The 15937-nt window shown below is 68.5% G+C and carries 26 protein-coding genes and 1 pseudogene; 26 read left to right on the top strand and 1 reads right to left on the bottom strand.

The window, feature by feature from the left end:
• Positions 1 to 535 precede the first annotated feature (535 nt).
• The 20 genes and pseudogenes from LQF12_RS02270 (at position 536) to LQF12_RS02180 (ending at position 12820) form a co-directional block, all read left to right on the top strand.
• Positions 536 to 826, top strand: coding sequence for a hypothetical protein (locus tag LQF12_RS02270; protein ID WP_231054388.1), 291 nt, complete (start codon positions 536 to 538; stop codon positions 824 to 826).
• Positions 826 to 1191: a hypothetical protein gene (locus LQF12_RS02265; protein ID WP_231054387.1), complete on the top strand. Its 366-nt coding sequence runs from the start codon at positions 826 to 828 to the stop codon at positions 1189 to 1191. The genes LQF12_RS02270 and LQF12_RS02265 overlap by 1 nt, the downstream gene beginning before the upstream one ends.
• Before the next feature lie 203 nt (positions 1192 to 1394).
• Positions 1395 to 1826, top strand: coding sequence for a hypothetical protein (locus LQF12_RS02260; protein WP_231054386.1), 432 nt, complete (start codon positions 1395 to 1397; stop codon positions 1824 to 1826).
• A gap of 1 nt (position 1827) precedes the next feature.
• On the top strand, positions 1828 to 2013 hold the full coding sequence (locus LQF12_RS02255) for a hypothetical protein (protein WP_231054385.1): 186 nt from the start codon (positions 1828 to 1830) through the stop codon (positions 2011 to 2013).
• Positions 2006 to 2320: a hypothetical protein gene (locus LQF12_RS02250; protein WP_231054384.1), complete on the top strand. Its 315-nt coding sequence runs from the start codon at positions 2006 to 2008 to the stop codon at positions 2318 to 2320. The genes LQF12_RS02255 and LQF12_RS02250 overlap by 8 nt, the downstream gene beginning before the upstream one ends.
• Positions 2317 to 2718, top strand: coding sequence for a hypothetical protein (locus tag LQF12_RS02245; protein ID WP_231054383.1), 402 nt, complete (start codon positions 2317 to 2319; stop codon positions 2716 to 2718). Before LQF12_RS02250 ends, LQF12_RS02245 begins: the two co-directional genes overlap by 4 nt.
• Positions 2719 to 3049: 331 nt before the next feature.
• Positions 3050 to 3943 (top strand): hypothetical protein, encoded by an 894-nt coding sequence (locus LQF12_RS02240; RefSeq protein ID WP_231054382.1) that lies wholly within the window; start codon positions 3050 to 3052, stop codon positions 3941 to 3943.
• A 343-nt stretch (positions 3944 to 4286) separates the two neighbouring features.
• Positions 4287 to 4601, top strand: a complete 315-nt coding sequence (locus LQF12_RS02235) for a hypothetical protein (protein ID WP_231054381.1) — start codon at positions 4287 to 4289, stop codon at positions 4599 to 4601.
• A gap of 109 nt (positions 4602 to 4710) precedes the next feature.
• Entirely contained in the window at positions 4711 to 5073 is a 363-nt protein-coding gene (locus LQF12_RS02230; protein WP_231054380.1) for a terminase small subunit, read from the top strand.
• Positions 5074 to 5223: 150 nt separating this feature from the next.
• Entirely contained in the window at positions 5224 to 6699 is a 1476-nt protein-coding gene (locus tag LQF12_RS02225) for a terminase large subunit domain-containing protein (RefSeq protein ID WP_231054379.1), read from the top strand.
• 11 nt (positions 6700 to 6710) lie between these two features.
• Positions 6711 to 7034: pseudogene (locus LQF12_RS16475) on the top strand (NUMOD4 motif-containing HNH endonuclease); the annotation flags it as partial.
• 6 nt (positions 7035 to 7040) lie between these two features.
• Positions 7041 to 7265, top strand: a complete 225-nt coding sequence (locus tag LQF12_RS02220; protein ID WP_231054378.1) for a hypothetical protein — start codon at positions 7041 to 7043, stop codon at positions 7263 to 7265.
• An 11-nt stretch (positions 7266 to 7276) separates the two neighbouring features.
• On the top strand, positions 7277 to 8737 hold the full coding sequence (locus LQF12_RS02215; protein ID WP_231054377.1) for a phage portal protein family protein: 1461 nt from the start codon (positions 7277 to 7279) through the stop codon (positions 8735 to 8737).
• Positions 8734 to 9243 carry a hypothetical protein gene (locus LQF12_RS02210; RefSeq protein ID WP_231054376.1) on the top strand — a complete coding sequence of 170 codons (510 nt, stop codon included), beginning with the start codon at positions 8734 to 8736 and terminating at the stop codon, positions 9241 to 9243. Before LQF12_RS02215 ends, LQF12_RS02210 begins: the two co-directional genes overlap by 4 nt.
• Complete coding sequence (locus LQF12_RS02205) at positions 9240 to 10484, top strand: head maturation protease, ClpP-related (protein ID WP_231054375.1); 1245 nt, start codon at positions 9240 to 9242, stop codon at positions 10482 to 10484. Before LQF12_RS02210 ends, LQF12_RS02205 begins: the two co-directional genes overlap by 4 nt.
• A 2-nt stretch (positions 10485 to 10486) precedes the next feature.
• The gene (locus LQF12_RS02200) at positions 10487 to 10846 is read left to right on the top strand and encodes a capsid cement protein (RefSeq protein WP_231054374.1); all 360 of its coding nucleotides are present in this window, start codon (positions 10487 to 10489) and stop codon (positions 10844 to 10846) included.
• Between the two features lie 13 nt (positions 10847 to 10859).
• The gene (locus LQF12_RS02195; RefSeq protein ID WP_231054373.1) at positions 10860 to 11771 is read left to right on the top strand and encodes a phage major capsid protein; all 912 of its coding nucleotides are present in this window, start codon (positions 10860 to 10862) and stop codon (positions 11769 to 11771) included.
• 2 nt (positions 11772 to 11773) lie between these two features.
• Positions 11774 to 12121 (top strand): hypothetical protein, encoded by a 348-nt coding sequence (locus LQF12_RS02190; RefSeq protein ID WP_231054372.1) that lies wholly within the window; start codon positions 11774 to 11776, stop codon positions 12119 to 12121.
• Between the two features lie 16 nt (positions 12122 to 12137).
• Complete coding sequence (locus LQF12_RS02185) at positions 12138 to 12500, top strand: hypothetical protein (protein WP_231054371.1); 363 nt, start codon at positions 12138 to 12140, stop codon at positions 12498 to 12500.
• Positions 12497 to 12820: a hypothetical protein gene (locus LQF12_RS02180; protein WP_231054370.1), complete on the top strand. Its 324-nt coding sequence runs from the start codon at positions 12497 to 12499 to the stop codon at positions 12818 to 12820. The genes LQF12_RS02185 and LQF12_RS02180 overlap by 4 nt, the downstream gene beginning before the upstream one ends.
• Before the next feature lies 1 nt (position 12821).
• On the opposite strand, the gene LQF12_RS02175 is transcribed toward LQF12_RS02180, so the two are convergent.
• Complete coding sequence (locus LQF12_RS02175; protein ID WP_231054369.1) at positions 12822 to 13451, bottom strand: PASTA domain-containing protein; 630 nt, start codon at positions 13449 to 13451, stop codon at positions 12822 to 12824.
• A gap of 24 nt (positions 13452 to 13475) precedes the next feature.
• On the opposite strand from LQF12_RS02175, the gene LQF12_RS02170 reads away from it, so the two are divergent.
• The 6 genes from LQF12_RS02170 to LQF12_RS02145 all read left to right on the top strand — a co-directional run bounded on the left by LQF12_RS02170 (position 13476) and on the right by LQF12_RS02145 (position 15936).
• A complete protein-coding gene (locus LQF12_RS02170) occupies positions 13476 to 13799 on the top strand; it encodes an HK97 gp10 family phage protein (RefSeq protein WP_231054368.1) in 324 nt (107 codons plus the stop codon).
• Positions 13792 to 14205, top strand: coding sequence for a minor capsid protein (locus LQF12_RS02165; RefSeq protein WP_231054367.1), 414 nt, complete (start codon positions 13792 to 13794; stop codon positions 14203 to 14205). Before LQF12_RS02170 ends, LQF12_RS02165 begins: the two co-directional genes overlap by 8 nt.
• Entirely contained in the window at positions 14202 to 14456 is a 255-nt protein-coding gene (locus tag LQF12_RS02160; protein WP_231054366.1) for a hypothetical protein, read from the top strand. Before LQF12_RS02165 ends, LQF12_RS02160 begins: the two co-directional genes overlap by 4 nt.
• Complete coding sequence (locus LQF12_RS02155; RefSeq protein WP_231054365.1) at positions 14453 to 15205, top strand: phage tail tube protein; 753 nt, start codon at positions 14453 to 14455, stop codon at positions 15203 to 15205. The genes LQF12_RS02160 and LQF12_RS02155 overlap by 4 nt, the downstream gene beginning before the upstream one ends.
• A gap of 3 nt (positions 15206 to 15208) precedes the next feature.
• Positions 15209 to 15610: a DUF7426 family protein gene (locus LQF12_RS02150; protein WP_231054364.1), complete on the top strand. Its 402-nt coding sequence runs from the start codon at positions 15209 to 15211 to the stop codon at positions 15608 to 15610.
• Positions 15611 to 15741: 131 nt separating this feature from the next.
• A complete protein-coding gene (locus LQF12_RS02145) occupies positions 15742 to 15936 on the top strand; it encodes a hypothetical protein (protein ID WP_231054363.1) in 195 nt (64 codons plus the stop codon).
• Position 15937 lies beyond the last annotated feature (1 nt).

The following is a 15937-nucleotide window of genomic DNA, read 5'->3' as shown; positions in this document are numbered from 1 at the left end:
GGGGCGGGGCTTTCGCATACCTGGAGCACCCATGACCACGCACGACTGGCGCTACTGCGCCCCACTCACCCAGATCCGTCTCACGAAGGCGGTCGCGGCATGAGGCACGACATCGACGCAGCAGACCAGTTCCCACCCGGCACCCCGGTCTACGTGCCAAGCCGTGGCGTCCGCGACGTCGTCCGAGCACGCCACGGCGGGCACGTCCCGACTCACTACCTGCGCAACCACTCTGGCGCCTATCGAGCGTCCGAGCTCGTGCGGGTGGATGACCGGGACCGGGTGGCGCGATGAGAGCGTCCGAGGAGATCCGCAGGGACCGTGAACGGCTCGCCGAGATCATCTACGAACTGGCCGGCGAAGAGGACCACCAGCCGCCATCAGCGACCAGCACTGGCCGCTCCCAGGGCCTTCGCACAGCCGCGCGCGTCGTACTCAAGGGCGGGCGAGAGCGGACCCTCGCCGACATGGCGGCCGACGCGGCTCGGAATCGCGCATCCCGCCCTGCCGACACCGTGCACAGAAGGGAGGGCCCGTGAGCCCACGAGACCAGCGCATCGCCGAAACGCTTGCGGCGCGCGACCGACTGAACGACAGGCTCCGAGAGCTGGGGTATGCCGAGGCGCGCGAGATCTCCGACCCTGAGCCGCCGGAGCCCATCCGGCCGCCTGCGGTTTTCGCGCCGCCGTCGCCGGCCCGGCCGGTCAAGTTCGACGCGTGGCAGGACGTCGCCCACGCCAACATGATCGCGCTCGAGCGGATCCTCTCCACCGGCGTGCGGCACGTGTGCCACGAGCTCGCGACGGCACGCAAGGAGGCCGTCTGATGGCAAGAATTCGCACGATCAAGCCCAGTTTTTGGGTGGCGACGGGCCATATGAGCCGCGAGGCGCGCTTGTTGGCGGTCGGTTTGATCTCGTTTGCGGACGACAAAGGGCGCTTCATCGCGACCACCCAAGCGATCCTCGGGTACGTCTTCCCGCTCGACACCGACGTCACCGCCAAGAAGCTCGACCGGTGGCTGACGGAGGTCGCCACACCCCGTCCCGGAGATAGCGCTCTGGTCACGTTGTACCAGGTCAACGGCGCTCCGTACGGCTACTTCCCGAACTATCACCGCCACCAGAAGATCAACCGGCCACAGCCCAGCTCGCTCCCGCCACCACCCGACGGCGCACTGTTCGAGGCGTGAGCCATTCACTGAATCACTCCATGAATCACTCCGTGAGCCGTTCACGCATCGAGTCGTGACCAATTCACTGGGGGAATGGAAGGGAAGGGAATGGAAGGGAAGGGAGTGCGTGAACTCGCCTCTCGTAGGTCTCTCACCTTGGTCTCCGGGTCATCATTTTCGGCCCGTAACCCGCTCACCAGCGCGCACGAGGAGGCGCGCACATGATGACGAAACTCCAACAACGGTCAGCACAAGCCCTCACCGTCCTCATCCACGAGATCCGACCAGCCTGGGACGAGCAGGGCATCTACGCCGCCCTCGGGAAAGCCCGCGACATGGGCACACTCCCCGAGATCGCCACGGCCGCCATCAAGGCGGCACTGGACCCCGAGGCCAAGACGCCGGGGATCATCGCCAGCCAAGGTCCGCACTGGCGCACACCGCCCGAGGCCACCGCCTCGCAACCGATCCGAGAGGACCGGTGCAAGGTCTACGGCCACAGCGACACCGCCCGAACCTGCCGATCTTGCCGAGGCGAATACCTAGTCGAGGGGCGATGGCCGGCGGGGACCAAGCACCAGGAAGCCGTGCATCGCGGCACCGACAGCGACGACGCCCGCACCAGGGCGGCTAACGACCGAGAGGAGCCCTGAGATGGGCACGAGCGATCGAGCAGGCAGCCGCATCTTCATCGGCGAGCGGGCGTCCGGCGCCGAGATCGTCGGCGAGTGGGCGGGTCGTCCCGTGCTCGCTGGTGACGAGGGCGTGCAGGTCATGACCGACATCAGCAAGTGGACGACGGGCTTCGAGCTCACGTTCGGAGGTGGGCGCGATGAGTGACCCCCGGCCGCTCCCCGTCGCCTGGGACGGTGTACCGATCGCGTGGGAGGACTGGGACTACACCCCGATCATCATCTGCCCGCCACCGCGCCCCGACCCGTGCCCTGAGTGCGGCCGGATCGCACCCAAGGCCACGGCTCACGGCACCCGCAAGCCAACCCAGTGGCACGGCCCGCTCTCGGCGGCCCGCTGCACGAACTGCGGCCACGACCAGGTCACCGACCTGAACGGCGACACCACCTGGGACCTCGACCCGCTCGACTACGGGCCGGACGGATCCTGGGCCGTGAACGGGGGCCGACGATGAGTGAGCTCCTGCTCCAGATCCCCGACGCCTGGTGGCTCTCATCCAACGACCGCCGCCACCGTCACGACGTCGCGCGCCGGACCCACTGCGTGCGTCGGTACGCGGCCATCGAAGCCGCGAACTCAGGACTCACGCTCCCGCCGCAGGTGCACATCGGGATCTTCGTCGGCTACCCCACCAGGCGGAAGGCCGACCCGCCCAATGCCTGGCCCACCGCGAAGGCTGCCATCGACGGCATCGTCGACGCCGGCCTGCTCGCCGACGACAACAGCGACGTGGTCTACGCCCACAGTTTCGCCCGGGAGGCCCAGAAGGCGCCGAAGGGTTACCACACGCTGCGGCTGGTCCTCATCGACCAGGCGCTGCCCTGGATGGACGAGATCGGAGTGAGGCCATGAAGCGCACGCTGAGTCAGGACATCCTCCGCCAGGCGAGGCATCTAACCGCCAGGGCTGAGCGCGAGGCGAAGCGGAGGTTGGTTCTTCGGCACGAGTCCTGGGTTCGCGTGCCGAGAGGTCGCCTATTCCGGGACGTCCCTAGGTACTCCATCGCGGCCAAGGGCTCGCCCTTTATCGACCAGAGCTCACGAGAGGGGGCGCCGTGACCCACTCGAGCACCGACCGCAAGCCGAACGAGAGGGGAGCAACGATGGGTGAACACCCACACGACTGGCAGCCAACCGAGCACGGGTGGACGTGCGCTGAATGCCGGGCGACGTCCGCGACGTGCGTGGTCACCGACGTCAACCGCGGCGAGCATCCCACCGGGACCTCGCTGCTGATCTGCAATGACTGCCTGGACTACGAGCGTCGCGTGCTGGCGCAGATCGCAGATGCCGTCGGTCACTGGCACTACGAGCCGCGCTCGATCGTGCCCGCGATCCGCTACGACCGCGACCGCTCCGACACGGGCAGGGGTGAGCTCGACCCGTCCAAGATCAACTCGATCTACGACGTGCAGGACGTGCTCACGTCGTGGGCTGAGGCCTTCGCTGAGGGAGTCGGCATCGAGCAGAGCGGGCACGTCATCGACCTGCTTCGATCGGGCCTGATGTGGGCGGCGCACAACCGCGGCCAGTCCGGCTGGGACGACTACCGCACCGAGGTGCGCAAGCTCCGTCATGCAGCCCGGAGGTTCGCAGCCCTACTGCCCCAGCGGCTCGCCGGTCCATGCCCGCACTGTGGAGCCGAGCCGGGAGCCCTCGTGCAGGACTGGGCCGACGAGAACTGGCAACCCCGCATGGGGCCGCGACCCGAGGATGCTGGGCTCTCTGATCAGGTCCGATGCACCGGCTGCGACATGACCTGGCGAAACCGGCCGCACATCGACTGGGTGAATCGCACCACGGTCGGACTCCTGCCGGACACCCACCCTGAGCGACTGGTGACGCTGGAGGACGCCCGGGCTCATGTGTTCCGGACGCACGGCATCCCCTCGGCCACCTGGCGGAAGTGGTTGCAGCGGGACCACGAGCGGGCCGAGGCTGGCATTCCGCGACGACTTCCCGAGTGCGGCTACGACGAGCGAGGGGCGGCGCTATATCGGCTCAGCGACCTGGACGCACTGGTCAAGCGACGCACCGACGACACGCGGCGCGGGAGGAAGGTTGAAGCGGCCGGGTGAGGTGCTAGAGTTGGAATTGTCACGCTGACCGGTTATCAGCATGCCCAGGCCCGACCACCACCACAGGTGGCGGGCCTTCTTCGTACCCACATCCCCCACGCCTCTCCGCGATGCGCAAATCGGGGGATCTTTCCAGTGAGCGGGGCCGGCGCATGTCGGCCCTGCTCACCACCTCACTCCCCCGTCCTGACCTGCTGGACACGCCCGCAAGGACTGCGTAGGGCGCTAACCCAGGTGGCGGGGTGAGCAACATCCGGCACCCCCCACCGGGCGCCCATCCACCCTCCCCGTCCGGCGGCCCGATCCCCCGGGTGGGTCGAGCCCGACCCGGGAGGTAGAGCCCATGGCCAGAGTCGACAGCAGGGCAATGAAGGCCGGCCGGGCGGCGTTCTTCGAGGAGGGGGCCCGCCTCGATGCCGACCCCGCCACGCGCCACCTCGCCAACTGCTGGCTGTGCAAGCAGCGGATCGCCTACGACGTCGAGCCGAACACCACGCCCGACAGCCACAACCTCGACCACTTCCACACCGTGGACGAGCGCCCAGACCTGCAGTACGACCGCACGAACTGGCGACACTCACATGCAGGCTGTAACTCCAGCCGAGGCAACCGAGCACCGTCGATCGGACTCGGCGAAGAGGTGGCCGCATGGTGGTGACCCGCCAGAAAATCCAGACCGGCATGAGGGGGCGGCCGAGCGTTGGGGGGGCCGGGCCTCTCTCCCCGGGGATGTCGACCGGGGGTCGCGCGGAAAGGAGCGCTGACCCATGACGCAGTTCGAGCGCCAGTCGGTCGCCGCGGCCTTGGATCGCGCGATCGCCGCCGCCGACCACCTGACGGATCGAGACGCCGGCGCGATCGCTGCGGCTCGCGCCCTCGCGGACAAGATCGACGCCTGGGACGAGATCGTCCAGTGGGCGCTGGACGATGCGGCGGAGAGCGGCTCTCGACCGCGAGTGCCGGCGAACGACAACACGTCGCTGCCGACGTTCCTGAAGTTCCTCGACGCGCTGCAGCTGGTGCCGCCGGCGGAGAAGGCGAAGCCGGGGCCGGCGGCTACGGCGTCAGATGCGCAGCAGGCAATGAACGCGATGCGGCAGGGGTTGCACTCGGTGCCGGGGGTGGGGTGATCGGCGTTGTCGGTCATCACTCAGGGCTTCACCACTCCTCGCGTCTTCACTCGGCCGAATGTCGAAGGTCCTTCCGGTCCGTGCGGGTGTGGCTGTGCGCTGACGCCGGAGACTTCCCGCGGGTTCGAGATCGTCGCGTTCGCGGGGAACGTGCTCAAGGTGCAGCTCATCCCGTGGGAGCGCTGGCTCTTCCTTCACCTCGGTGAGCTCAACCCGGATGGCACACTGCGGTTCCGCAAGGCACTGGTGATCGTCGCTCGCCAGAACGGCAAGACGCTCGTGGCCGCGATCCTGGCCGCGTTCTTCCTGTACGTGGACTCGGTCCGCTGGGCGCAGATCGTTAACCCGCGGGACTTCGTGATCGTCGGCGCGGCTCAGAAGCTCGACATCGCGATGAAGCCGTGGACGCAGGTGCGCCAGTGGGGCGGCCCGGACGATCTGAAGGTCGGGATCGCCTACGACCGTGTGGCGCTGCTGCAGGCCGGCACGCGGATGCCGCGCATGGTCAACGGCGAGACGGAGTTGGTCACGCTCGAGGGCTCGGTCTACCGGCCGCGGACGTTCGAGGGCGCGCGCGGGTACTCATCGGCGCGGCTGATCCTGGATGAGCTCCGGCAGCAGTACGACTACGAGGGCTGGTCGGCGATCGAGAAGTCGGCGACGGCGATGTTCGACTCGATGCTGCTGGCCTTCTCCAACGCTGGCACGTACCGCTCGGTGGTGCTCAAGGACGTTCGCGAGATCGCGCACGAGTCGGTCGAGGATCCGGACGCCGAGTGGTTCCTGGCCGAGTGGTCGGCGGAGCCTGATGCGCCCCTGGATGATCCGCGAGCGTTCGCGCAGGCGAACCCGTCCGCCGGCTACCTGCCGGGCATGACGATCGAGGGCCTGATGCGGACGGCTCGCAACGCGAAGAACAAGAGCCTTGAGCGCATCGAGGTCTTGTGCCAGTGGGTGACGCAGAACGTCGAGCCCTACATCGAGCCGGTGGACTGGAAGGACCTGCAGGTCGCGCCGTCCAAGGTGAAGGTTCCGAAGGGTGCTCGCACAGTGTGGGCGGTGGACACCTCCGCCGATCGGTCGACGACGTGGGTGGCCGCGGCGGTGGAGACCGAGGATGGCAAGCCGCTGGTGACGGTGCGCACGAAGCGCGCTGGGATCGTGTGGGCAGTCGAGTACCTCAAGGCCCTGGCTGAGGAGTCTGGACATCGTGAGGTGGCGCTGCAGGCTCAGGGCTGCCCGGTGATCGAGCTGATCCCGCTGCTGAAGGATGCGGGCCTGACGGTGCACGAGATGGATCGTCCGACCTGCGCCATCGCTACGGGCCAGCTGCATGACCGGGTCATGCGCGACCGAGCCCTGGTGCTGACCGAGCAGCCGGATGTAGACCTCGCGATCGAGGGCGGCCTGGCGACGCAGTACGCCGAGAACCGCCTGTGGTCGCGCGAGAAGTCCAAGCCCGTGGACATCGCCGGGGTGTGCGCTGAGACGTGGGCGCTGTACGCGCTGGTGAACCTCGAGCCCGAAGCGAAAGCAGATCCGCCGCCACCGCCGCGCGCGGCCGTCCTGCAGTCCAGTGCCCACGACGGGCCATCCGAAGAGTCGCTGCTTTCGACCGCGTTCTAGGGGAGTGCATCGTGACCGAAGAGTGGCGGGATGTTGTCGGTTACGAGGGCCTGTACGAGGTCAGTGACCGAGGGCGCGTCCGATCTCTTCCTCGAGAGGTGGACCACCGATACGGCAGTCGCTGGATTCGCGGCCAGGTTCTCACTGCGACCGAGAACCGGTATGGCAGATTCGTCGTGAGCTTGAGTCGGGATGGCAACGCTTCGGTCAGGCAGGTTCACGGCCTCGTTCTGGAGGCGTTCGTAGGCCCTCGACCTGAGGGCACTGAGTGCTGTCATGGCGATGGAGACCCCAGCAACAACCGCGTCACCAACCTTCGATGGGATACCCACCTGTCGAACATGCGTGACATGAAGCGCCATGGCACCAACCGGAACTCCGGCAAGACGCACTGCAAGCTGGGCCACCCGCTCCAGGCGCCGAATCTCAAGCCCGCCCAGGCGGCCAAGGGCGGGCGCTCGTGTCTGGCGTGCGCCCGCGAATATGCGCTCGCCCGAGTGCAGAACCGACCGTTCGACCCCGCTAGGGCGGATGAGCGCCTACGGGCGATCGCCGCGTCGTTCTGAAGGGAGCCCGCATGTCCGAGATGGGCTACCAGAGGGAGTCGCTGCCAGGCTGGGGATCGCTGGCCGAAGACTCGCACGAGACGAACCCGGCGCTGCTCTGGCCGGCCTCGATCGACGTGTTCGACAAGATGCGTCGCGAGGATGCGCAGGTCGGGTCCGTGCTACGCGCGGTGACGTTCCCGATCCGTCGAACCACCTGGATGATCGACCCGGCCGACGCTCGCCCGAGCGTGGTGAACCTGGTCGCGGACTCGTTCGGGCTGCCGGTGAAGGGCAAGCAGCGCAAGGCGCCGATCCGCACCCGTGACCGGTTCGACTTCGACGAGCACCTGCGCCTGGCGCTGCTGGAGCTGGTGTTCGGCCACAGCGTGTTCGAGCAGGTCTACCGCGTGGACGAGTCGGGCATGGTGCGTCTGCGCAAGCTCGCATGGCGACCGCCGCGCACGATCGCGAAGTGGGACATCGCGAGCGACGGCGGCCTGGTCGCCGTGGAGCAGTACGGCGTCGGCACGGTGAAGAACCCGCGCATCCCGGTCGACAAGCTCGTGGTGTACGTCAACGAGCGCGAGGGTGCGAACTGGGTAGGCACCTCGCTGCTGCGCACGGCCTACAAGAACTGGCTCCTGAAGGACCGCACCCTGCGGGCCCAGGCGGTCGGCGTCGAGCGCAACAGTCTCGGCATCCCGGTCTACGAGGGTGCGCCGATTCCCGAGGGCGTCGAGATGACCGAGGAGCAGTTCCAGGCCTGGGTCCAGTCGCAGAAGGACGACGGCCTGACCCTGGCGAAGTCCGCTCGCGCGGGCCAGGAGGCGGGTGCCTCGATCCCGAACGGGGCCAAGTTCACCCTCACCGGCGTGACGGGCAACCGGGCCGACACCGACAAGCCGATCCGCTACCACGACGAGCAGATCGCCCGGGCGGTGCTCGCGCACTTCCTGAACCTCGGCACCGAGACCGGCTCCTGGGCACTGGGGTCCACGTTCGCGGAGTTCTTCGTCGGCTCGCTGAACGCCGTCGCGCTGCACATCGCGAACACCTGCCAGGCTCACGTTGTCGAGGACCTCGTGGACCTCAACTTCGGGCCGGACGAGCCGGCGCCGCGACTGGTGCCGGCGACCATCGGCGAGGAGCAGCCGGCCACGGCCGAGGCGATCAAGTCGCTCATCGACTCCGGCGCGATCGAGCCTGACGACGAGCTCGAGGCGTACGTGCGGCAGCGCTACAAGCTGCCCGTCAAGGACGTCGGCACCCGGCGCGGGGCGCTCGAGGGCGCGGCGGCCGAGGCGGCCCGTCGTGCCACCGAGGGCGTTGCCGTCGACATGACCGACGCCGAGCGCGCCCGGTTCGCCGCAGAGGTGGTGCAGAAGGTCTACCTCGGGGTCGGGACCGTGATCGACAAGGACGAGGCGCGCGACATCGTGCGCCGCTCCGGTGCGGACCTCGGGTCCGACGAGCCTGAGGAGGCTGCATGAAGGGCGTCATCGGCTTCGCGGTTCGGTTCGGACGGCTGACGGTCTTGGCGCCGGGCGCACCTCAGGGGGGCCGGCGCCGGCCGACGTGGAACTGCGTCTGCGACTGCGGCGCGCGCGTCACGGTGCGGCAGGACCATCTGCGGTCTGGGGCGACAGCGAGTTGCGGATGCCTCAAGGTCGACCGGACCAAGGTCAGGAACGCGACGCACGGACATGCTCGGGCGACGACAGTCGGCGTGACGCCGACCTACGGCACGTGGGCGGACATGATCAAGCGCACGACGAACCCCAATGCCTCCAGATGGGACGACTACGGCGGGCGCGGCATCGCGGTCTGTGACCGGTGGCGACGGTTCGAGAACTTCCTCGCCGATATGGGTGAGCGTCCAGAGGGACGAACCATCGACCGGATCGACAACGACGGCAACTACGAGCCGGGCAATTGCCGCTGGGCCACGCCGTCCGAGCAGGCGCTGAACCGGCGCCCAAGGAGGGTGGCGAAATGAAGCAGGCCAAGAAGGTGAACCGCTTCTGGGGCGAGAGGCCTCTCCCGAAGTCGAAGCGAGAGTTCTTCGACGCGATCACCACCCCGGCGCCCTCTGGCGAGGGGACGGTGGCAACGATCCGGATGTACGGCCCGATCGACTCCTACGGCGGCTTCTGGGGGATCTCCACCAAGGATGTGGGCCAGGTCCTCGACGCGCTACCCGATTCGGTGTCGCAGGTGATCCTGCGCATCAACTCCCCCGGCGGCGAGGTGTTCGAGGGCGTCTCGATCCTGAACATGCTGCGGGCCCACAAGGCGAGCGTGACTGCCGTGGTCGACGGCCTGGCCGCATCGGCTGCGTCGGTCATCGCCGCAGGCTGCGACGAGACCGTGATGTCGCCCGGCACCCAGATGATGATCCACTCGCCGTGGACGTTCACCCTCGGGAACGCGGCCGAACTGCGCAAGGACGCCGACCGCCTGGACGGCATCGAGTCCTCGCTGGTGGAGATCTACCAGGGCAAGGCTGGCGACGCCGACTGGGCGGCGATGCTCGCCGAGGAGACGTGGTTCAACGCGGCCGAGACGGTCGCGGCCGGTCTCGCTGACCGGGTGGCCGTGATCCCCGACGTCGGCGAAGCCGAGACGGTCGGCGAGGAGGAGCCGGAGATCGTCGTGGTCCCGCTCGCCGATGACGACGAGGATTCCGCCTTCATCACCCAGATCGCGGCGTTCGGCCGCGACCCCAATCCCCCGAGCTCGTCCGAGCCGGGTGAACCCAACCGAAAGGGGTCTGCCATGAGTGGCGACTTCAAGGCTGGCCTTCGTGAGCGGCTCGGCGTGACCGATGCCGACGCCTCGGACGAGGCGCTGCTCGCGGCGCTCGACGAGACTCTCGCGGAGCAGGCCGACGACGAGGCGGCTCCGGCCGCCACCCTGCCCGAGGGCGCGATCGTGCTCGACAAGGGCGTGCACGAGCAGCTCATCGCGGACGCTGCGAAGGGCCGCAAGGCGATGGAGACGATCGACGCCCAGCGGCGCGACGGCATCATCTCCGCCGCCGTCAACGACGGCCGCATCGCCCCCGCCTCCCGCGAGGCGTGGCGCGCACAGCTCGACAGGGACGAGGACGGCACCAAGGCGCTGATCGAGTCCATGCCGAAGAACACCGTCCCGGTCAACGAGATCGGGCACGCCGAGGACCAGTCGGTCGAGGACTCGACCTACGCCAACGTCTTCCCGACCGCGAAGGAGTCCTGATCATGGCTCAGTACCTTCCCCTCTTCCGGCCCGGCGACACCGTGACGTTCTCCGTCACGACCGCCGTCGTTGGTGGCCAGCCCGTCGAGGTCGGCACCATCGACCGCTCCGTCGCCCCTGCGGCCGCCGCGTCGGCGAAGGTGGTCGGCGTGCCCGGTCACGACGCCGCCGTCGGCGAGAAGGTGACCGTGGAGGTCGGCAAGCCGATCCACCTGCTCACCGCCTCTGGCGCGGTCACCCGGGGCGACCGCCTCGAGATCGCCGACTCCGGTGCCGTGAGCACCCTCTCGGCAGGCGAGGCCGTATACCTCGCACTCACCTCCGCGGCCGACGGCGAAGCCGTCGAGGCGCTCCAGCTCTGAGAAAGGGAGCATCGTGCAGACATACCCCTTCACCCCGAGCCAGCTCGCCTCGGCATCCGTCGACGAACTGCTGGCCTTCATCAAGTCGCCGGCGCTGGTTGCTCGGCGCTTCGGTGAGATCCTCAACGCGCAGCAGTTCCTCGGGAACTTCCTGCTCCAGGGGCGCTACCGCGTCCAGGGCGGCGCGATCGCCGTCCCGGCCAACGAGAAGATCCGCACGGATCGGACGGCCGAGACAGTCAACGCCGGCGCCGAGTACAAGCTCACCCCGCTGAGCGCCGAGGAGTACGAGCTGTACACCTCGCAGAAGCAGGGCATCGCCACCGAGGTGACGGACGAGGAGATCGGGCGCAGCCTGCGCCAGCCGATCGACGACGCCTTCCTGCTGCTGCAGACGGAGCTGGTGTTCGACGCGAACGACATCGCACTCGGGGTCATCAACTCCTCGATCACGCAGTCGATCGCGGCCAGCGCCGCCTGGACCACCGGCAAGGACGTGCTCCGGGACGCCTATCGAGTGCAGGCCGCGGTGCGCAAGCTCAAGCTCGGCTACTCGATCGACACCGCCGTGCTGAACGGTGAGCTGTACGCCGAGGTGATGCCCGAGCTGCTCGACGTCCTGCCCAAGGACGACCGCATGGCGCTGGGGGACTCGTTCCCCACGATCGGCGGCATCACCTGGATCTCGGCCGACGACGACGGGTTCACCGACCCGATGTTCGTGGACCGTCGGCGCCTCGGTGGCATCGCCCGCGAGTCGATCCCCTCACCCGAGTACCGCGACGTCGGCACCGACACGGGCGTGCAGATCGCTCCGATCCGTGAGCCGAAGGCGGACAAGACCCGCCTGCAGGCGCGCAACCCGCACGTGCCGGTCGTGACCAACCCGCTCGCGGGCGTGACCGTCACCGGAACGGGGGCCTGATCGTGAGCCAGTACATCGCGAAGGCGAAGGCCGTGAAGGTGGCCGTCGGCTCGTCCAGAGGCCACCGAGTGGCGCACATCGTGCGCGCCGGCGGCGTCATCCCCGAGGGTGTCGAGCAGGGTGCGCTGGACGGTCTCGTCAAGCGCGGCCTGATCGAGGCCGTCAAGGCGGCCGAGCCGAAGGCCGAGGCCGTCGACGAGGGTGCCTACAAGGGCGTCAGCGTCGCTCACCTCAAGGCCGAGATCGAGAAGCGGAACGATGGCCGCGAGGACGAGATGAAGGTCGTCCCTGCCGAGCCCGGCAACCGTCCGCAGATCGTCGCCGCGCTGATCGCGGACGACGAGCAGTAGTAGTCGAGAGGGGGCGGTGGAGATGATCGTTCCGGCCGATCTGTCGGGCGTAGATGACGCTGTGGCGCGGCGCCTGATCGTCGTAGCGCGCTCCATCGCCCCCTGTCTCGACACCCTGGAGGGCGAGGCCAGACTGGACGCGATCGCGATCCTGCAGGGCGTCGCGGCCGAACTGCCCGCACCGGGCACTGGGCGCATGCGCCAGCAGTCCCGCAACGGCACCTCCGTCTCCTGGGCCGACTACCGTTCCGCGTTCGGCCCTGACGACCGGACTGGCCTCCTGGCGCTCTGTGGCGCGCGCGCCGGCGGCGGGCCGGTGGGCTCGTTCCCGCCATCCACCATGACGCGCAGCATCTGGCCGCCGGAGGCGACGGCGTGAGCTGGGGCGCGTTCTGGTACCCGCACAGCGTCAGCGTCCGGAACAAGACCGGCGCCGGCGGCATGGGCGCCACCTACGGGCCCGCTCGCACTCTGTCCGCCGAGGTCCTGGATGAGCAACAGCTGGTGCGCGACGTGGCCGGCAATGAGGTCATCTCGTCGACTCGCGTCACACTCCCGCTGCCGGAGCACGTACCGGTCGGGTCGCTGATCACCGTGTGGCCGGGCGAGCCTTACGAGCGAGAGGCGAAGGTGCTCACGGCGGCGATGAACCGCAACGACCCGCCGCTGGATGCCTACTTGCTGCTGCGGCTGGAGTAGGTCAAGGGCATGTCGCCCCGTCGAGCAACTCGCTCTGGAACGCACCGTCGTTCAGCCCGGTCAAGGCCGCTCCGCGATTGCCGATCGCGATCTTTCCGTTGGCCTGCCTGTTCCAGGCGCCGGCAGTTCCGCCCTCGGTGCAGTTGAACTGCACGAAGTACCCGCCCTCGTCGAGATCTTCGTTCATGGCCAGGTCTCGGGTGATGAGCCAGGCGTCGCGGCTGCTCATGGTCGACTCGACCCAGACGTAGATGTTCTCGTCCTCGATTTCGATCTCGTGATCGATGACCGCTGGCGGGACGAGTTCGAGGCTCACCTCTGAGCCGTCGTCAACCATGGTCCCGGCCTCCGGATCCTGCGAGGCGACATCGGTCGGCTCGCCCTCGGCGCTCCCGTCGAGGGCCAACCCTGCGCCTTCAATCTCGCGCTGCGCTGCGAGCCCGTCCATGCCGACTACGTCGGGAACTTCGACCTGATCGACAGGCTCGACGGTCGTCGGATCCTCACTCGGTGTCGGCGACGGCTCCTGAGTGGTGGCTACGGGCTGAGGCGATTCGGCCCCGTCCGAAGGTCCGGAGCAACCGGCCAGCAGGGCGACGGCAGCGACGACCGCGGCAAGACGCATTCGCATCGGCACAACGTACCGGAGGTGGCCATGGTCAAGCAGAACAACGCCAAGCTGACCGAGATCGAGAAGGCCGGCCGCGACGCCCTGCAGGACGAGGCGAAGAAGATCCTGAAGCGCGCGAAAGAGCTCGCACCGAAGGACGACGGCGTGCTGCGGCGATCGGGCCGCGTCCTCGTCAACGACGTGAACGTCACCGTCCGATTCCGAGCACCCCACGCCTGGATCCAGCACGAGAACCTCGACTACAAGCACGACGTGGGCGAGGCGAAGTACCTCGAACGCGCGGTGGATGAGTCGAACTTCGAGGCCGAGATCGTCCATAACGTGGGAGCGAGGCTGCGCGGTGGATGACGCCGAAGTCACGCTCGCCATCTGCGAGCTGCTGGGCGGGGTTCCGGGCTGGCACTGGTCCACGACGACGCCGCCTCCCGCCGGCGAGGTGGGCATCTTCTACGGCGCAATACCGGACGAGCCTGACCGGGCGATCGGTGCGCGCGTGTACGGCGGCAGCGACCCGCACGTCTACTCCCCGCGGCGCCGAGTGCAGCTGCTCATTCGTGGCGCACGCGGGGACGTCGACGACGCCGACCAGATCGCCGGGTTCGCCTTCCTCGTGCTGCAGGGCCGCTCCCGAACGAAGGGTCTGTCGCAGATCGAGCGGACGTCGTTCGGGCCCCTCGGCGCGGACGCGAATGGGCGCGAGGAGCGCTCAGAGAACTACCTGGTGTACGTCGACAACCCGGGAGTAGGCACATGAGCAAGAGCACCACTGACCGCTACCGCGAGGCAGGGATGCCCACGCCGAAGGGCGAGGCGCCCGCGCCTGACGCCCGCCACCTGCTGCGACGAGCGCGTTCGCGCGCAGCCGTGGCTCAGGAGTCCCCGCTCGTTGAGCGGGTGCATGACCCGGCCGCCGATGGGCCGGTACTGCCGGAGATCGACCCGGCGACCTACGGCCCGGATTCGGTGCCGCTTCCAGACGCCAACCAAACCGAGGAGATCTCATGAGTGTCGTTCCCCTTCCCGCCGGCACTACGCTCGGCAAGTCCTTCGAGTATGGGCTGGACATCAACCTGGGCAGCACTGCCTCGGAGTCCTGGCAGCCCGTCCGCCGCATCAGCGCGTGGACTCCGACCTACCCGCCCACCACGCAGGACCAGGCGACCTACGACGACCTGGGTGCGGCCAACGAGGCCGTGACGGCGCGCTCGTTCGCGACGTCGTTCACCGTGCAGGGCAACCGGTCGGTGACCACGGGCCTGTTCCTGCCCGAGGTGGAGGCGCTGCTCGCGGCCGCCAAGGCCACGCTGGATGGCGCCACCGTGGACATCCGCTGGTACCACAAGCCGGAGTTCGGGACCCCGAACCCGAACGACGCTGGCCGGGCCTCCTGCCGCGTGGAGGTCACCCGGCAGAACTCGGGCAACTCCGAGATCGAGGTCTTCAACGTGACCCTCACCGGGCAGGGTCCGTTCGAGTCGATCACCAACCCGTTCGCCGGGTGGGACGTGACCGAGCCGGTACTGGCCGCCGTGAGCCCGGACGAGGCTGTCGAGGGTGAGCTGGTGACCCTGACCGGCACCGGCTTCCTGGGGGCGACCGACGTCGACTTCGGCGGCACCCCGGCGGATGAGTTCGTGGTGGCCAACGCGGCCACGATCATCGCCTCTCTGCCCACCGGCACCGCCGGTTCGGTGGACGTCACCGTCACCACCCCCGGCGGCACGTCCAACATCCTCACCTACACCCGAGGCTGATCGATGCCCGCTGTCGATTTCAGCGAGTGGGCAGACGTCGACGGCCTGACCCTGACGCTCGGGGGACGCACCTACACGGCGCCTCCCCCGAGCGTTCGGGCGATGCGGAAGGTGCTGGCGGCCGCCGTGCGCGGCGAGGTCAATCTCGGCTTCGTCAAGGGGCCAGTCCCTGACGAGGTACAGAAGGTGCTCGACACCATCGGTCCCGACGAGCACCCCGCCCTCGGCCCCGCCTACGACCGGCTGGTCAAGGACGATGTGCCGCAACCCGTGGTGGATCGCATGGGCTACTACGCGGTCTTCTACTGGGCCCGGGGCAAGGCCTACGCCGACTCGCTTGCCCGAGTGATATGGACGCCGACCGAGGCCTCCGAGAGCGATGGTGAGGCGCCGGGAAAAGGCTAGTCACCGCCGAGGACTGGGCGCCCTACGGCATCGGTGAACCTGACGCAGATGGCTGGTATCCCGACTACCGCCCCGTGCCCGAGGAGCTGCGACCAGAGGCCCCGACCGCGGCGGCGAGCAAGGCGCCTGAGGTGGATGGGTCACTGCTGGCTATCGTCAGCAACTGGCGGTGCGTGGTCGCAGACCTGGCCGAGTTCTTCGGCGTCGACCTGTACGACCCGGCCGTACTCGACCGCCCCTGGCCAGGGGTTCGCACGATGCTCTTCGCCCTCTTCGACAAGCCCGAGTCGCGACTGCGGCGGGTGCTCACCATCCGGGAGGAGTGAC

Source organism: Ruania suaedae (genome assembly GCF_021049265.1).
Lineage (GTDB): Bacteria > Actinomycetota > Actinomycetes > Actinomycetales > Beutenbergiaceae > Ruania > Ruania suaedae.
Note: the sequence above shows the minus strand (reverse complement) of the source record. Positions and strands in the feature narration are given on the sequence as shown.

What these genes read in the sequence shown, in the direction of transcription:
- LQF12_RS02215 (WP_231054377.1), top strand. Translation starts at nt 7,277, where the DNA reads ATGTCCGAGATGGGCTACCAGAGGGAGTCGCTGCCAGGCTGGGGATCG.
- LQF12_RS02245 (WP_231054383.1), top strand. Translation starts at nt 2,317, where the DNA reads ATGAGTGAGCTCCTGCTCCAGATCCCCGACGCCTGGTGGCTCTCATCC.
- LQF12_RS02205 (WP_231054375.1), top strand. Translation starts at nt 9,240, where the DNA reads ATGAAGCAGGCCAAGAAGGTGAACCGCTTCTGGGGCGAGAGGCCTCTC.
- LQF12_RS02220 (WP_231054378.1), top strand. Translation starts at nt 7,041, where the DNA reads ATGCGTGACATGAAGCGCCATGGCACCAACCGGAACTCCGGCAAGACG.
- LQF12_RS02150 (WP_231054364.1), top strand. Translation starts at nt 15,209, where the DNA reads ATGCCCGCTGTCGATTTCAGCGAGTGGGCAGACGTCGACGGCCTGACC.
- LQF12_RS02255 (WP_231054385.1), top strand. Translation starts at nt 1,828, where the DNA reads ATGGGCACGAGCGATCGAGCAGGCAGCCGCATCTTCATCGGCGAGCGG.
- LQF12_RS02265 (WP_231054387.1), top strand. Translation starts at nt 826, where the DNA reads ATGGCAAGAATTCGCACGATCAAGCCCAGTTTTTGGGTGGCGACGGGC.
- LQF12_RS02230 (WP_231054380.1), top strand. Translation starts at nt 4,711, where the DNA reads ATGACGCAGTTCGAGCGCCAGTCGGTCGCCGCGGCCTTGGATCGCGCG.
- LQF12_RS02210 (WP_231054376.1), top strand. Translation starts at nt 8,734, where the DNA reads ATGAAGGGCGTCATCGGCTTCGCGGTTCGGTTCGGACGGCTGACGGTC.
- LQF12_RS02250 (WP_231054384.1), top strand. Translation starts at nt 2,006, where the DNA reads ATGAGTGACCCCCGGCCGCTCCCCGTCGCCTGGGACGGTGTACCGATC.
- LQF12_RS02160 (WP_231054366.1), top strand. Translation starts at nt 14,202, where the DNA reads ATGAGCAAGAGCACCACTGACCGCTACCGCGAGGCAGGGATGCCCACG.
- LQF12_RS02175 (WP_231054369.1), bottom strand. Translation starts at nt 13,451, where the DNA reads ATGCGAATGCGTCTTGCCGCGGTCGTCGCTGCCGTCGCCCTGCTGGCC.
- LQF12_RS02200 (WP_231054374.1), top strand. Translation starts at nt 10,487, where the DNA reads ATGGCTCAGTACCTTCCCCTCTTCCGGCCCGGCGACACCGTGACGTTC.
- LQF12_RS02155 (WP_231054365.1), top strand. Translation starts at nt 14,453, where the DNA reads ATGAGTGTCGTTCCCCTTCCCGCCGGCACTACGCTCGGCAAGTCCTTC.
- LQF12_RS02235 (WP_231054381.1), top strand. Translation starts at nt 4,287, where the DNA reads ATGGCCAGAGTCGACAGCAGGGCAATGAAGGCCGGCCGGGCGGCGTTC.
- LQF12_RS02260 (WP_231054386.1), top strand. Translation starts at nt 1,395, where the DNA reads ATGATGACGAAACTCCAACAACGGTCAGCACAAGCCCTCACCGTCCTC.
- LQF12_RS02170 (WP_231054368.1), top strand. Translation starts at nt 13,476, where the DNA reads ATGGTCAAGCAGAACAACGCCAAGCTGACCGAGATCGAGAAGGCCGGC.